General features: G+C 73.9%; 15 protein-coding genes. 11 read left to right on the top strand and 4 right to left on the bottom strand.

What is annotated here, in order from left to right; all coding sequences use genetic code 11:
- The 4 genes from ACFVU3_RS23800 to ACFVU3_RS23785 all read right to left on the bottom strand — a co-directional run.
- A partial coding sequence (locus tag ACFVU3_RS23800) for a hypothetical protein (RefSeq protein ID WP_390069053.1) occupies positions 1-188 on the bottom strand: 188 nt, incomplete at its 3' end.
- 254 nt (positions 189-442) lie between these two features.
- The gene (locus ACFVU3_RS23795; RefSeq protein ID WP_390069066.1) at positions 443-1102 is read right to left on the bottom strand and encodes a LuxR C-terminal-related transcriptional regulator; all 660 of its coding nucleotides are present in this window, start codon (positions 1100-1102) and stop codon (positions 443-445) included.
- 417 nt (positions 1103-1519) lie between these two features.
- Positions 1520-2806: a sensor histidine kinase gene (locus ACFVU3_RS23790; protein ID WP_390069052.1), complete on the bottom strand. Its 1287-nt coding sequence runs from the start codon at positions 2804-2806 to the stop codon at positions 1520-1522.
- A gap of 249 nt (positions 2807-3055) precedes the next feature.
- A complete protein-coding gene (locus tag ACFVU3_RS23785) occupies positions 3056-4240 on the bottom strand; it encodes a sensor histidine kinase (RefSeq protein WP_390069050.1) in 1185 nt (394 codons plus the stop codon).
- 155 nt (positions 4241-4395) lie between these two features.
- Between ACFVU3_RS23785 and ACFVU3_RS23780 the strand changes: the two genes are divergently transcribed.
- From ACFVU3_RS23780 to mscL, 11 genes are read left to right on the top strand one after another with little or no spacing between them, the layout of a single operon-like run.
- Complete coding sequence (locus tag ACFVU3_RS23780; protein ID WP_390069049.1) at positions 4396-4788, top strand: NADH-quinone oxidoreductase subunit A; 393 nt, start codon at positions 4396-4398, stop codon at positions 4786-4788.
- Entirely contained in the window at positions 4779-5372 is a 594-nt protein-coding gene (locus ACFVU3_RS23775; RefSeq protein ID WP_390069047.1) for an NADH-quinone oxidoreductase subunit B, read from the top strand. Before ACFVU3_RS23780 ends, ACFVU3_RS23775 begins: the two co-directional genes overlap by 10 nt.
- Positions 5369-6748 (top strand): NADH-quinone oxidoreductase subunit C, encoded by a 1380-nt coding sequence (locus ACFVU3_RS23770; protein WP_390069045.1) that lies wholly within the window; start codon positions 5369-5371, stop codon positions 6746-6748. The genes ACFVU3_RS23775 and ACFVU3_RS23770 overlap by 4 nt, the downstream gene beginning before the upstream one ends.
- Positions 6745-7713, top strand: a complete 969-nt coding sequence (locus tag ACFVU3_RS23765; RefSeq protein WP_390069043.1) for an NADH-quinone oxidoreductase subunit H — start codon at positions 6745-6747, stop codon at positions 7711-7713. Before ACFVU3_RS23770 ends, ACFVU3_RS23765 begins: the two co-directional genes overlap by 4 nt.
- Positions 7713-8282 carry a NuoI/complex I 23 kDa subunit family protein gene (locus tag ACFVU3_RS23760; protein WP_390069041.1) on the top strand — a complete coding sequence of 190 codons (570 nt, stop codon included), beginning with the start codon at positions 7713-7715 and terminating at the stop codon, positions 8280-8282. The genes ACFVU3_RS23765 and ACFVU3_RS23760 overlap by 1 nt, the downstream gene beginning before the upstream one ends.
- Entirely contained in the window at positions 8279-8839 is a 561-nt protein-coding gene (locus ACFVU3_RS23755) for an NADH-quinone oxidoreductase subunit J (RefSeq protein ID WP_390069039.1), read from the top strand. Before ACFVU3_RS23760 ends, ACFVU3_RS23755 begins: the two co-directional genes overlap by 4 nt.
- Positions 8839-9234 carry an NADH-quinone oxidoreductase subunit NuoK gene (gene nuoK, locus ACFVU3_RS23750; protein ID WP_390069037.1) on the top strand — a complete coding sequence of 132 codons (396 nt, stop codon included), beginning with the start codon at positions 8839-8841 and terminating at the stop codon, positions 9232-9234. The genes ACFVU3_RS23755 and nuoK overlap by 1 nt, the downstream gene beginning before the upstream one ends.
- A complete protein-coding gene (locus ACFVU3_RS23745; protein WP_390069035.1) occupies positions 9231-11210 on the top strand; it encodes an NADH-quinone oxidoreductase subunit L in 1980 nt (659 codons plus the stop codon). The genes nuoK and ACFVU3_RS23745 overlap by 4 nt, the downstream gene beginning before the upstream one ends.
- Positions 11211-11237: 27 nt before the next feature.
- The gene (locus tag ACFVU3_RS23740; protein WP_390069064.1) at positions 11238-12791 is read left to right on the top strand and encodes a NuoM family protein; all 1554 of its coding nucleotides are present in this window, start codon (positions 11238-11240) and stop codon (positions 12789-12791) included.
- Positions 12791-14317 carry an NADH-quinone oxidoreductase subunit N gene (locus ACFVU3_RS23735; protein WP_390069033.1) on the top strand — a complete coding sequence of 509 codons (1527 nt, stop codon included), beginning with the start codon at positions 12791-12793 and terminating at the stop codon, positions 14315-14317. The genes ACFVU3_RS23740 and ACFVU3_RS23735 overlap by 1 nt, the downstream gene beginning before the upstream one ends.
- A 56-nt stretch (positions 14318-14373) precedes the next feature.
- Positions 14374-14850, top strand: coding sequence for a large conductance mechanosensitive channel protein MscL (gene mscL / locus ACFVU3_RS23730; RefSeq protein ID WP_390069031.1), 477 nt, complete (start codon positions 14374-14376; stop codon positions 14848-14850).
- Positions 14851-14975 lie beyond the last annotated feature (125 nt).

Below are 14975 nucleotides of genomic sequence, written 5' to 3'. Positions count from 1 at the left end.
GACGCCGTCTCCGAGGTGAAACGGTCACCGGTGAGCTGCATCCCGTCACCGGAGTCCCCCGCGAACCGGATGATCACCCGGTCCAGACGGCGGACTTCCTTCTCCGTGCCGTGACGGGCCTCCGCCGGGGCACTGCGCTGCTCCCCGAGCAGGGCCTCGCCGGCCTCGCTACTGACCTGGCTGGTCACTGAACTGGACCTCCCTAGCGGCAAGCGGGACTCTGCGCCCACCCTACGACTGCGAGGTGGGCCGTCCCGGGACTTCTCACATGATGGGCCTCTGTCTGAGACGCCCTTTCGCCTTGCATTGTCCTGTTCTGCGCCTACCCGGATTGCTCCGGAACGCCGGATTCCGACTCGTTCTTCCGTCCTAGGACCCGCAGGGCTCCAGGAGCCTTTATCTGACAGAGTGTCAGAGGATCAGGCTTTCGGGGCGGGGCGGCTCAGGACCTGAGATAGGTCAGGACCGCCAGCACCCTGCGGTGATCACCGTCGCTCGGCGACAGCCCCAGCTTCAGGAAGATGTTGCCGATGTGCTTCTCCACCGCGCCGTCGCTCACCACCAGCTGCTTCGCGATGGCCGAGTTCGTCCGGCCCTCGGCCATCAGACCGAGGACCTCCCGCTCGCGCGGGGTCAGATGCGCCAGCACGTCCTGCTTCCGGCTCCGGCCCAGCAGCTGCTGGACCACCTCCGGATCCAGCGCCGTGCCCCCCTCGGCCACCCGGACCACCGCCTCGGTGAACTCGCGCACCTCCGCGACCCGGTCCTTCAGCAGATAGCCCACGCCCCGCGTGGAACCGGCCAGCAGTTCGGTGGCGTACTGCTCCTCCACGTACTGCGACAGCACGAGCACCCCGAGGTCCGGATACTCCGCGCGCAGCCGCACCGCCGCCCGTACGCCCTCGTCCGTGTGGGTCGGCGGCATCCGCACGTCCGCCACCACCACGTCCGGCAGCGCGCCCGCGTCCGCCAGCTCCGCCACCGTCTTGACCAGCGCGTCGCCGTCCCCGACCCCCGCCACGACCTCGTGGCCCCGGTCCGTCAGCAGGCGGGTCAGCCCCTCGCGCAACAGCACCGAGTCCTCGGCGATCACCACCCGCACCCGGCCCGCCACCTCAGCCACAGCCACGCCCGCTTCCCCCTCGTCCCGTCCGGGTCACTCGACAACCTGTCCAGCATGGCAGCAAACACCGCCCTCCGGGTGAGCCTGCCGGGATGCTGCCGGTGGCCCCGGAGCCCGGACGGAGCCGCCCGGACATCGCGCGAGGGCCCCCGCCCGCAGGCGGAGGCCCTCGCGGCGGACCGGGATCCGCCGTCACGAACGGACGGGACCGGCCCCCGGGGCGGGGCGGAAGCCGGCGTTCGGCCCCCACGAGCCCGCGGGCGCCGAAGGTGCCGGTTCCGGTGCCGGGGCGGAGCCGGAGCTTGCCGGTGGCCCGCCACCGGACGATCACGTCCTCCTGGCCGGCCCGGCGGCTCCGCGCTCACCCTCGCGGTCGTCCCGTCGGGGCGCCCGCGCTCATCCCCGCCAGGGCAGCTCCGCCGTCACCGTCGTGGGGCCGCCGGCGGGGGAGTCCACCGCCAGGACGCCGTCCACGGCCCGCAGCCGCTCCGCCAGTCCCGCGAGCCCCTGACCGCGCGCCGGGTCCGCGCCGCCGACGCCGTCGTCCCGCACCTGGAGCATCAGGCGCTCCTCCGACCGCCACACGTCCACCGACGCCCGCCGGGCCCGGGAGTGCCGCGTCACGTTCTGCAGCAGCTCGGTGACCGTGAAGTAGGCCAGGCCCTCGATCGCCGCCACCGGCCGCCCCGGCAGCTCCACCGTCACCGCCACCGGCACCGCGCAGCGCGCCGCCACCGACGACAGCGCCGCGTCGAGCCCCCGGTCGGTCAGGACCGCCGGGTGGATGCCCCGCGCCAGGTCCCGCAGCTCCTTCAGCGCCAGCTTCACCTCGCCGTGCGCCTCGTCCACCAGCACCGCCGCCGCCTCCGGGTCCCGGGCCAGCGTCTCCTTCGCCACCCCCAGGTCCATCGCCAGCGACGCGAGCCGCGCCTGCGGCCCGTCGTGGAGGTCCCGCTCGATCCGCCGCAGGTCCGCCGCCGCCGTGTCCACGGCCGTGCCCCGGTCCGACTCCAGCTCCGTGACCCGCTCGGCCAGCCGGCCCGGCCCCAGCAGCCCCGCCACCAGGACCCGGTCCACCGCCGTCAGACCCCGCACCAGCTGCGCCCACGCCAGCACCATCAGCAGCCCGACCCCGCAGGCCACGCCCACCTCGAAGGGCGAGTCGACGTACAGGGCGCGGTTCTCGTCCCCGTACAGCTGGATCCCGTCCTGGCTCAGGTACGCCGGGAAGACCCACCGCCACAGCGGGTACGTGAACAGGCCCCAGCCGGCCGAGAAGACCGTCAGCGACACGCAGAACGAGAACACCGCCCACGGGAAGTGCACGAACGCGTACAGCAGGTGCCGCCACGAGGCCCCGCTCCGCAGCATCGCCGCCATCCACGAGAACGGCCCGCCGGTCCGCCCCCGCACCGGCTCCGGCGCCGCCACGTCCGTCCCGAGCAGTCCCCGCACCCGGGCCCGCTCCACCGCCCCGAACCCCCGGCACACGGCCAGCGACGCGGCCAGCACCGGCACCCCGAGGAAGGTGATCAGCAGCCCGGCGCCGGTGGAGGTCAGCGCCACCGCGAGGGAGAAGGCGACCACGCTCAGCGGCAGCCCCACCAGCGTGAACAGGAAGGCCCGCCAGGTCCGCCCCTGGAAGGGGGCCCGGAGGGCGGAGGGAACGAGCGGCGAATCCATCAGGACGTCCTTCACTCGGGGGATCGAGGGATCGAGGGATCGAGGGATCGGGGGATCGGGGGGCGGGAGGACCCGGGAGATCCAGGGGGATCGGGGGACCGGCGGGTACTGCTCCAGGGTTCCGCCCGGCACCCCCTCGGCACCATGAGGCGGGTCGGCGTCTCCCGAGGGGGGTTATCCCTACCGCCGGGGCCCGGACCGCCGGAGGCCCCGGACCTTCAGGAGCCCCGGACCGTCAGCCCCCGGCCGTCAGGACCGGCGCCCCCGCCACGGAAGCTCCGCCGTCACCGTCGTCGGGCCGCCCTCCGGGGAGTCCACGACCAGCAGCCCGTCCACCGCGTCCAGCCGCTCCGCCAGACCGGCCAGACCCGTGCCGGAGCCGTCCAGCCGCGCGCCGCCGACGCCGTCGTCCCGCACCTGGAGCAGCAGCCGGTCCCCCGCCCGCCACACCTCCACCGAGGCCGTACGGGCCCGGGCGTGCTTGGACACGTTCTGCAGCAGCTCCGAGACCGTGAAGTACGCGATCCCCTCGATCGCCTCCGCCGGCCGCTCCGTCAGATCCACGTGCACCGTCGCCGGCACCGTGCACCGTCCCCCCAGCGAGGACAGCGCCGCCCCGAGCCCCCGGTCGGTCAGGACCGCCGGATGGATCCCGCGCGCCAGGTCCCGCAGCTCCTGGAGGGCCAGCTTCACCTCGCCGTGCGCCTCCGAGACCATCGCCGCCGCGGCCTCCGGGTCCTCGTGCAGCTTCTCCTTCGCCAGGCCGAGCCCCATCGCCAGCGCCACGAGCCGCGCCTGCGCCCCGTCGTGCAGGTCCCGCTCGATCCGCCGCAGGTCCGCCGCCGCCGTGTCCACGACCACGCCCCGGTCCGACTCCAGCTCGGCGATCCGCCGCTCCAGCTCGTCCGAGGGCGAGAGCAGGCCCCGCACCATCCCCCGGTCCGCCGCCGCCAGGCCCCGCGCGATGAAAGGCAGCACCGGCCACAGCGCCACCAGCGACACCAAGGTGACGGAGAAGGTGACGATGCCCCACGGCAGCCGGATCAGCCCGTACAGCTGGGTCCGCCACGCCACCGGGTCCTTCAGCAGCGCCCACAGCCACGACAGCGCGCCGCCGGCCCGCGGCAGCGGCGACGGCTCGGCCACGTCCACGCCCAGCAGCCCCCGGGCCCGCGCCCGCTCGGTCCGCCCGATCCCGCGCGCGCCGGCCAGGCCCGCGCCCAGCAGCGGCAGGCCGACGACGGTGACCGACAGGCCGACCCCGACGACCACCGAGGTGACGGCGTAGACGAAGCCGACGAGGGCGGCGGGCAGGTTCAGGAGGAGGAAGGAGATCTCCTTCCAGGTCTCCTTCCCGTACGCGGTCCGCCGCCGCGCGGGCGCGTGCCCGGCCGTGACGGCGGGGGAGGAAGTGCTCGGGTGATCAGCGGTCATGCCCCCAGCCTGCCGTCCCCCGGCCCTTCCGGGCCATGGGGGAGGTGGGTGTCGGCCACGGGGGATAACCCCACCCGTACCTGCTTACGCTCCTTTTAGCAGGGCCTAGACTCGCGTCCGTGAAAACGGCGGCGAGGGACTGAGGGGCGGCGGACGTGCGGGAACCGACCGTAATCGCGGCGGACTATTTCGATACGTACTCCGTCGTCGGCCTGCTCGCCGTCGTCGGCGTGATCTTCGTCGCGGTCGCCTTCGGCGCCGGCCGGCTGCTCCGGCCCGTCGTGCCGACCCCGGAGAAGCTGCTCACCTACGAGTGCGGCGTGGACCCCGTGGGAGAGGGCTGGGCCCACACCCAGGTCCGCTACTACGTCTACGCGTTCCTCTACGTGATCTTCGCCGTCGACTCGATCTTCCTCTTCCCATGGGCGACGGTCTTCGCCGCGCCGGGCTACGGCGCCACCACCCTCGTCGAGATGTTCGTCTTCCTCGGCTTCCTGGCCGTCGGGCTGCTCTACGCGTACAAGAAGGGCGTCCTGGCATGGACGTAACACCCGAGGGGGGCGCCGTGCCCCTGCCCGCGCCGAAGCTGGGAACGCTCTCCCGCCTGGCCCCCGAGCCCATGAAGGTCGTCCTCAACTGGGGCCGCCGCTACAGCCTCTGGGTCTTCAACTTCGGCCTCGCCTGCTGCGCGATCGAGTTCATCGCCGCGTCCATGGCCCGCCACGACTTCATCCGCCTCGGCGTGATCCCCTTCGCGCCCGGCCCCCGCCAGGCCGACCTGATGATCGTCTCCGGCACGGTCACCGACAAGATGGCCCCCGCAGTGAAGCGGCTCTACGAGCAGATGCCCGAGCCGAAGTACGTCATCTCCTTCGGCGCCTGCTCGAACTGCGGCGGCCCCTACTGGGACTCGTACTCCGTCACCAAGGGCGTCGATCAGATCATCCCCGTCGACGTGTACGTCCCCGGCTGCCCGCCCCGCCCCGAGGCGCTCCTCCAGGGCATCCTCAAGCTCCAGGAGAAGATCGCCCGCGAGAACCTCGGCGAGCGGTACGGCGCGACGGCACCGGCCTCGGTGTCCCAGCTCACCAGCCCCCTGGTGACCCCGCCGCCGGGAGGCGACGACCGATGAACCGCTACGACTCCCTTCCCGAGGCCGTGACGGAGCTGTTCGGCGACGAGGCGGCGGCGGAGCGGGCGTACGACCTGCTGACCGTCGACGTCCCCGTCACGGACTGGCTCGACGCGCTCCGCACCGCCCGCGACGAGCTCGGCTGCACCTACTTCGACTGGCTCAGCGCCGTCGACGAGCCCGGCACCGGCTTCCGCGTCTGCGCGCACGTCGCCGCCGTCGGCGACGGCGCCCCCCGCCGCCTCCTGCTCCGCACCACCGTGCCCCACGAGGCCCCGGCGCTCCCGACCGCGATCGGCGTGTACGCGGGCGCGGCCTGGCACGAGCGCGAGACCCACGAGATGTTCGGCGTCGTCTTCGAGGGCCACCCGAACCTCACCCCGCTCCTCCTCCCCGAGAACTTCGAGGGCCACCCGCTCCGCAAGGACTTCGTCCTCGCGGCCCGCGTCGCCAAGGCGTGGCCGGGCGCGAAGGAGCCGGGCGAGGCGCACGACGGCGGCCCCAAGCGCCGCCAGATGCTCCCGCCGGGCGTCCCCGACCCCAACGAATGGGGCCCCCTCAAGGGACAGCTCCCCCCGGCCCCCGAACGCCCCGCCCGAGGCGCCGCCGCCGACCGCCCCCGCCGCGCCCGCACGGCGGCGGAAGGCTCGGCCGGCCAGGACGCCCCGCCCCGCCGCGCCCGCACGGCCTCCGAGGGCTCGGCGAGCCAGGACGCCCCGGCGACCCCGCCCCGCCGGACCCGCTCGGTCTCCCAGGGCTCCGCGAGCCAGACGCCCCCGGCCGCGCCCGAGTCCCCGGAGCCCCCGGAGACCCCGGCGGCTGGCGCGGCGGCGGCCCCCGAAGCCCCCGGGACTCCGGCGGCTCCGGCCGTCCCGGAGGCCGGAGCGCCCCCGGCCCGCCGTACCCGCTCCGCGTCCGAGGGCTCCGCGAGCCAGGCGGCCGCCGCCGCTCCGCGCCGCACGCGCAGCGCGAGCGAGGGCTCGGCGAGCCGGCGGGCGGAGCAGCCCGGCGAGACGCCGGCCGCCCCCGCGCCGCCCCCGCGCACCCGCAGCGCGGACGCCCCCTGGCACCACGCCCTCCCGGCCTTCGACGAGACCCCGGAACCCGCGGCCGAGCCCGCACCGGCCACGAAGCCGGCGCCCGAGCCCGCGGCCGAGCCCGCACCGGCCACGAAGCCGGCGCCCGAACCCGCGGCCGAGCCCGCACCGGCCACGAAGCCGGCGCCCGAGCCCGTCCCCGAGGACAAGCCCGGCGACAAGCCCCTCCCCGAGGACAAGCCCGCGCCCGAGCCCCTCCCCGAGGACAAGCCCGCCACGGGCGGCCACGACCACGATCCCGAATCCGATCCCGACACCGCCGGAGGCGATCCCGCGTGAACGACGCCCTCGACGTCGCCGTCCGGCTGCTGCTCGTCTTCGCCGCGTTCCTCGTGCTGCCGCTCGTCGTCGGACAGACCGAGCACAAGGTGATGGCCCACATGCAGGGCCGCCTCGGCCCCATGTACGCCGGCGGCTTCCACGGCTGGGCCCAGCTCGTCGCCGACGGCGTGAAGTTCGCGCAGAAGGAGGACGTCGTCCCCCAGGACGCCGACCGGCGGGTCTTCCAGCTCGCGCCGGCCGTCGCCCTCCTCCCGTACCTGCTCGTCCTCGTCGCGATCCCGGTCGGCCCCGGCGACGGCGCCGTCGGCGCGCTCGTCGACGCCGGCATCTTCTTCGTGCTCGCCGTCATGGGCGTCGGCGTGCTCGGCAGCCTGATGGCCGGCTGGGCGTCCGCCAACAAGTTCTCGCTCCTCGGCGGCCTGCGCACGGCCGCCCAGCTGCTCGCGTACGAGCTGCCGATGCTGCTCGCCGCCGCCTCCGTCGCGATGGCCGCCGGCACCGTCTCCCTCACCGGCGTCCTCGACGCCTTCGCGTGGTGGTGGGTGCCGTGGCAGATCGTCGGCGCGCTCGTCTTCTTCGTCGCCGGCCTCGCCGAGCTCCAGCGGCCGCCGTTCGACATGCCGGTCGCCGACTCGGAGATCATCTTCGGCGCGTACACCGAGTACACCGGCCTCCGCTTCGCGCTCTTCCTGCTCGCCGAGTACGCCGGCATCGTCGTCCTCTGCGGCCTCACCACCGTCCTCTTCCTCGGCGGCTGGCACGGCCCCTGGGGCGCCGACGGCCTCGGCTGGCTCTGGACCCTGCTGAAGACCGCCGTCCTGGCCTTCGTCGTCATCTGGCTGCGGGTCTCCTACCCCCGGCTCCGCGAGGACCAGCTCCAGAAGCTGGCCTGGACGACCCTGGTCCCGCTCGCCCTGGCGCAGATCGCGCTCACCGGCATCGTGAAGGTGGCGATCAACTGATGTCTCCGATCCCCGGCTCCGGCCTCGCCAAGGGGCTCGCCGTCACCCTCCGCACGATGACCCGCACGTCGGTCACCGCCCAGTACCCGGACGTGCAGCCCGAGCTGCCGCCCCGCTCGCGCGGGGTGATCGCGCTGTTCGAGGAGAACTGCACGGTCTGCATGCTGTGCGCCCGCGAGTGCCCCGACTGGTGCATCTACATCGACTCCCACAAGGAGACGGTCCCGGCCGCCGCCCCCGGCGGCCGCGAGCGCAGCCGGAACGTCCTCGACCGCTTCGCCATCGACTTCTCCCTCTGCATGTACTGCGGGATCTGCATCGAGGTGTGCCCCTTCGACGCCCTCTTCTGGTCGCCGGAGTTCGAGTACGCGGAGACCGACATCCACGAACTCACCCACGAGCGGGACAAGCTCCGCGCGTGGATGTGGACGGTCCCCGAGCCGCCCGCGCTCGACCCCGCGGCGGAGGAGCCCAAGGAGATCGCCGCCGCCCGCAAGGCCGCCGAGAAGGCCGCCGCCGCTCAGGCTGCCGCCGAGGCCGCGGCCCAGCAGCAGGAGGGCCCCCAGTGATCCTCGCCGCCACCCCGGCCGCCGGCCCCGGCTTCCTCTCGCCCTCCGGCGTCGAGATCGCCTTCCTCCTCGTCGGTCTCGTCACCCTCGGCGCCGCGATCGTCTCCGTCACCACGAAGCAGCTCGTGCACGCCGCGCTCTGGCTCGTCGTCGCGCTCGGCGGCCTCGCCGTCGAGTACCTCCTCCTGACCGCCGAGTTCATCGCCTGGGTCCAGGTCCTGATCTACGTCGGCTCGGTCGTCGTCCTCCTCCTCTTCGGGCTCATGCTCACCAAGGCCCCCATCGGCCGCTCCCCGGACGCCGACTCCGGCAACCGGCCGGTCGCCCTCGGCGTCGCGATCGCCGCCGCGGCGGCCCTCGTCTGGGTGGTCGCCGACGCCTTCCGCACGACCTGGATCGAGCTCGACGGGCCCGCGCAGGGCTCCACCGACGTGACCGGCGAGATCCTCTTCCGGCACTGGGTGCTGCCCTTCGAGGCGCTCTCCGTGCTGCTGCTCGCCGCGCTGGTCGGCGCCATCGTCCTGTCCCGCAAGAAGCAGGAAGGGGAGCGGGACTGATGCACCTCGCCTACCCCGCCGTCCTCGCCGCGCTCCTCTTCTGCGTCGGCCTGTACGGCGTCCTCGCCCGCCGCAACGCGATCCTGGTCCTGATGTCGGTCGAGCTGATGCTCAACGCCGTCAACCTCAACCTGGTCGCCTTCGACGTCTGGCTCCGCGACGCCCTCCACGCCGGCCAGGCCCTCACCCTCTTCACCATCGCCATCGCCGCCGCCGAGATCGGCATCGGCCTGGCGATCGTCCTGATGGTCCACCGCAACCGGGGCACGGCCGACGTCGACCGCCTCCGCGACACGGCGGAGCCGCGGGGAGACGCCACCGGGGACCCCACCGACAGCACCGCCGGGACCGACGGCACCGACGCGTCCGACGAGAAGGCCGAGGCCGCCGCGTGACCACCACGACCCTCGCCGTCCTCGTCCCCCTCCTGCCCTTCCTCGGTGCCGCCGCCGGACTCGCCGTCGGCCGCACCGCGCCCGGCTTCGTCCGGCCGCTCGCCGTGCTCCCGACGCTCGCCGCCGCCGTCCTCGCCGTCCTCGTGGCGATCCGCCAGGGCGGGAACACGGTGATCGAGGCGAGCACCGAGCTCACCCCCACCGGCTCCGTCCCGATCTCCCTCGGCGTCCACATCGACGGCTTCGCCGCCCTCGTGGCCGTCCTCGTCGGCGTGGTCGCGAGCTGCGTGCAGATCTACTCGACCGGCTACCTCCGCGAGGACCCGCGCTACCCCTCGTACGCGGCGCTGGTCTCCCTCTTCACCGCCGCGATGCTCCTCGTCGTCTACTCCGGCGACCTGATGGTGCTCCTGGTCGGCTGGGAGATCATGGGCATCTGCTCGTACTTCCTCGTCGGGCACTACTGGGAGACCCCCGAGGCGCGCTCCGCCTCCCTGAAGGCGTTCCTCGTCACCAAGCTCGGCGACGTCCCCTTCCTCTTCGGGCTCTTCGCGCTCGCCGCCGACGCCGGCACCTTCCGCATCGACGGCATCCTCTCCACCGTCGCCTCCGGCGGCCTCGACCACCCCACCCTGGTGGCGCTGCTGCTCCTCGCCGGCGTCGCCGGGAAGTCCGCGCAGTTCCCGCTGCACACCTGGCTCCCCGACGCCATGGCCGGCCCGACCCCGGTCTCCGCGCTCATCCACGCGGCCACCATGGTCGCCGCCGGCATCTACTTCGTCGCCCGGCTGCTCCCGGTCTTCGCGGCCTCCGCCGCCGCGATGACCGTGCTCGCCGTGATGGCCGCGATCACCATGGTCGGCTCGGCGCTCGCCGCGCTCGCCCAGGACGACATCAAGCGGGTCCTCGCCTACTCGACGATCGGCCAGCTCGGCTACATGGCCGGCGCGCTCGCCGTCGGCGACCGGGGCGCCGCCGTCTTCCACCTGCTGTCGCACGCCGCCTTCAAGGCGCTGCTCTTCCTCGCCGCCGGCGCGGTCATCCACGCCGCCGGCACCAACTCGCTCACCGCCATGTCCCGGATGAGCGGCCTGGCGAAGCGGATCCCCGACGCGTACTGGACGATGACCGTCGCCCTCCTCGCGCTCGCCGCGATCCCGCCCTTCGCCGGCTTCTTCTCCAAGGAGGCCGTCCTGGTCGCCGCCGAGCACACCGCGCTCGGCGAGCGGACCGGCATCCCCGCCGGGGCCGGCTGGACCGTCCTCGTCGCGGGTCTGCTGACCGCTCTGCTCACCGCCGCGTACGCCCTCCGCCTCTGGCTCCGCACCTTCCGCGGCCGGGGCCCGGAGGCGCCCGGCCACGGCCGTCAGCCGATCGCCATGACCTCCGTCCTGTGGGTCCTCGCGATCCCGTCCCTCGGCTTCGGCCTGAGCGCCGCGTACCTCGACGACTGGTTCGACGGCGAGGCGCTCACGCCGACCCTCACCACCGCCGTCCTCGGCACCGGCCTCGCCGTCGCCGGCGGCGCCGTCACCTACGCCGTCTGGCGCACCCTCGCCGCCCGGGCCGTCCCCGCCGTCACGACCCCGCACGTCGCCCACCCGGACGCCGACGCCGGCCTGGTCGAGGCGGAGGCGCTGCACCTGCCGCACCCCGCCGAGGACCCGGCCGACCCCGGCCGCGCCCTCCTCGGCCCGCTGTACGGCCCGGCCACCGACGGCTTCCACCTGGACGCCCTCTACCGGAAGGTCTTCGTCCGCCCCGTGCTCGGCGCCGCCTCCCTGGTCCGCTTCCTGGACCGCGAGGTCGTCGACACCTACGTGAGCGGCGCCGCCGGCACCGCCAAGGGCCTCGGCCGGCTCGTCCGCCGCGCCCAGACCGGAAACGTGCAGACCTACCTCGGCGCCCTGCTCGCCGGCTCCGTCGTCCTGGCGATCGCCGCCGTCGCCCTCGCCAACGCCTTCGCCGGAGCGTGAGCCGTGATCGATATCAGCGAATCCGTGATGCAGTTCCTCCTCGCGTTCCTCGTCGCCGCGCCGCTCCTCGGCGCCGCCGCCGCGCTCCTGCCCGCCCCGCCCGGACTGAAGGGGAAGTCGCCCGATCAGGCGGTGCTGCGCCACGGCGTCACCGTCACCGGCGTGATCCTGCTCGCCGCGCTCGTCCTCGCCCTCGGCTTCGACCACGACCACCCGTCGCGGATGCAGGCCACCACGGACATCAGCTGGATCAGGGCACTGGACGTGCGGATCCACCTCGGCGTCGACGGCATCTCGCTCCCCCTCCTGGTGCTGACGGCGCTGCTCACCTTCCTCTGCGCGCTGTACTCCTACTTCAAGCCGCCCGCGGGCCCGTCCCCGAAGGCGTTCGTCGCGCTGCTGCTCGTCCTGGAGGCCGGCACCCTCGCCACCTTCGCCGTCCTCGACCTGGTCCTCTTCTTCCTCGCCTTCGAGATGGTCCTGGTCCCGATGTACTTCCTCATCGCCCGCTGGGGCGGCGCGGGCCGGCGGGCCGCCGCCGGGAAGTTCATCCTCTACACGCTGCTCGGCTCCGTGGTCATGCTGCTCGGCCTGCTCCTGATCGGGATCAAGGCGGGCACCTTCGACATGGTGGCGCTCGCCGCCGACGGCGGCCGCGGACTGACCACCTCGGTGCAGGTCACCGCCGTTCTCGCGATCGGCCTCGGGCTCGCCGTGAAGACCCCGATGTGGCCGCTGCACTCCTGGCTGCCGGACGCCCACACCGCCGCCCCCACGGTCGGCTCGGTCCTCCTCGCCGGCGTCCTCCTGAAGATGGGCACGTACGGCTTCGTCCGCATCGCCCTCCCGATCGCCCCCGAGGGCATGCACACCCTCGCCCCCTACCTGGCCGCCTTCGCCGCCGCCGGCATCGTCTACGGCTCGCTGGCCTGCCTCGCGCTCGCGCGGCCCGGCGCCAAGGGCGACCTCAAGCGGCTGATCGCGTACTCCTCCGTCGGCCACATGGGCTTCGTGCTCCTCGGCATCGCCACCCTGACCCCCACCGGCGTCAACGGCGCCCTCTTCGCCAACATCGCCCACGGCCTCATCACCGGCCTGCTCTTCTTCCTCGTCGGCGCCCTGAAGGACCGGTACGGCACCGCCGACCTCGACACCCTCGCCGGGGCCACCGGCGCCGCCCTCTACGGGCGCGCCCCCCGCCTCGGCGCCCTCCTCGCCTTCGCCGCCGTCGCCTCCCTCGGCCTGCCCGGCCTGGCCGGCTTCTGGGGCGAGATGCTCGCCCTCTTCGCCGCCTTCGACCCGGCCGAGGGGCTGAACCGTCCCGCCTACCTCGTCTTCATGGCCCTCGGCGGCCTCGGCACCCTGCTGACCGCCGCGTACCTGCTGATCGTGGTCCGCCGCGTCTGCATGGGAGGCCCCCGCCCGGCCGGGGAACCGGAGCTCGCCGACGTCCAGCCGTACGAGCTGGCCGCCTGGACCCCGCTCGTCGCCCTCACCGTCCTCGCCGGACTCTGGCCCGCGGTCCTCCTCGGCCTCACCGACCCGGCCGTCCAGCAGCTCCTCGCGGGAGGCACCCAGTGATGTCGGCCACCACCTCGCTCGTCCAGTCCGTCGACTGGGCGACGATCGCGCCCCCGACCCTCACCGCCCTGGTCGCCCTCGGCGTCCTCGTCGCCGACCTGTTCGTGCCCGCCGCGCGCAAGCAGGTCCTCGGCTGGGTCTCGGTCGCCGGCCTCGCCGCCGCCCTCGTCCTGCTCCTGCCGCTGCGCGCCGGCGACCGCGCCACCTTCTGCCTCACCGCCGGCGCCCAGGCCGACAGCCACGCCCAGACCGCCGGGTGCAGCTACACCGCCGACCACTTCACCCTGGTCATCCAGCTCCTCGTGCTCGGCGGCGCCCTCCTCACCGCCCTGCTCTCGCTGCCCGCCACGCGCGAGGGCGGGCTCCCGGCCGGCGAGTACTGGTTCCTGCTGCTCTCCTCCGCCGCCGGCGCCGCCCTGCTGCCCGCCTCCCGCGACCTCGCCACCCTCGTGGTCGCCCTGGAGGTCGCCTCGCTGCCCGCCTTCGCGCTCGTCGGCCTCAAGCGCGGCGACCGGCGCTCCAGCGAGGCCGCCCTCAAGTTCTTCCTCTCCTCGGTGACCGCCACCGCCGTCACCCTCCTCGGCGTGAGCTTCGTCTACGCGGCCACCGGCACCCTCCACCTCACCGAGATCGCCGCCCGCCTCGACGAGGTCCCCGGGCAGCTCCAGACCCTCGCCGAGGCCGGTGTCGCCCTCACCCTCGTCGGCTTCGCCTTCAAGGTCGCCGCCGTCCCCTTCCACTTCTGGGTCCCCGACACCTACAGCGGCGCCCCGCTGCCCGTCGCCGCCTACCTCTCCGTCGTCGGCAAGGCCGTCGGCTTCACCGGCCTCATCCTGGTGACGGTCGTCGCCTTCCCCGCGTACGCCGACGTCTGGGGCCCCGCCCTCGCGGTCCTCGCGGCCCTCACCATGACCGCCGGCAACGTCGCCGCGCTCCGCCAGGACCCCACGCGCGCCGGCAGCGCGATCCGGCTGCTCGCCTGGTCCTCCGTCGCCCAGGCCGGCTACCTCCTGGTGCCGATCGCCGCCGCCGCGTACTCCAGCGACGACCAGGTCGGCGCCACCGTCGCCTACGCCCTCATGTACGCCGTCGTGAACCTCGGCGCCTTCGCGGTCGTCGCCCTCGTCGCCCGCACCCACCCGGGCAAGCGGATCTCCGACCACGCGGGGCTCCACGCCACCAGCCCCGCCGCCGCCCTCGCGCTCGCCTTCTTCCTCCTGAATCTGGCCGGTTTGCCCCCGGGTATCATCGGCCTCTTCGCCAAGGTGACCGTGTTCTCGTCGGCCGTCGACGCGGGCCTCGGCTGGCTGGCCGTGGTCATGGGCGTCAACGTCGTCATCGGCCTCGCGTACTACCTGCGGTGGACGGCCCTGCTGTTCCGCACGCCGGAGCACGCGATCGCCACCGAGCCGCGCCGGGCCCCCGCGCCCGTCACCCTGGCGATCGTGCTGACCGCCGCCGCCGGAGCCGTCCTGTCGGGCTACCCGCAGTTCGCCCTCCGCTTCGCGACGGCCGGCCTGTTCTGACCCCGGAAGCCCCACACAGTCCCCCCACGACAGAACCACAGAGGAGCGCACCCCCCGTGCTGAACGGATTCAAGGACTTCATACTTCGCGGGAACGTCGTCTCGATGGCCATCGGTCTGGCCGTCGGCTCGGCGTTCACGGCCGTCGTCACGGGATTCAGCAAGGCGTTCATCACCCCGCTCATCGGCCTCGCCACCGGCTCCGTCGGCGACTTCAGCGAGGCGAAGTTCAAGATCGGCCAGACGGTCTTCCCGTACGGCCTGGCCATCGCCGCCACCATCGCCTTCGCCATCACCGCCCTGGTGCTCTACTTCCTCTTCGTCGTCCCCATGGCGAAGGTCCAGGAGAAGTTCGCCAAGGAGGAGGCCCTCGACCCCAAGTCGGAGAAGCGCGACTGCCCCCGCTGCTACGCCGAGATCCCGGCCATCGCCACCCGCTGCGCCCACTGCACCAGCGAGGTCGAGCCGCTCGCCGACGCCCTCGCCAAGGCGGGCCTCGTCACCGCCGCCGACAAGATCCCCGCCGCTCGCTGACCGGCGCGAGAATCACCCGAACGGCGCAACATGCTCCCGGTACGGCCGGGGGAACCGCAGCCTCCCGCCTGGCGTTGACCAGTACGTGAGGGTCCACTGGACGCGTGGACCACCAAGCAAAGGGT

It is taken from the genome of Streptomyces sp. NPDC058052, assembly GCF_042885515.1.
GTDB lineage: Bacteria > Actinomycetota > Actinomycetes > Streptomycetales > Streptomycetaceae > Streptomyces.
The sequence above is the reverse complement of the archived record's forward strand: the minus strand, read 5'-3'. Positions and strand labels throughout refer to the sequence as shown.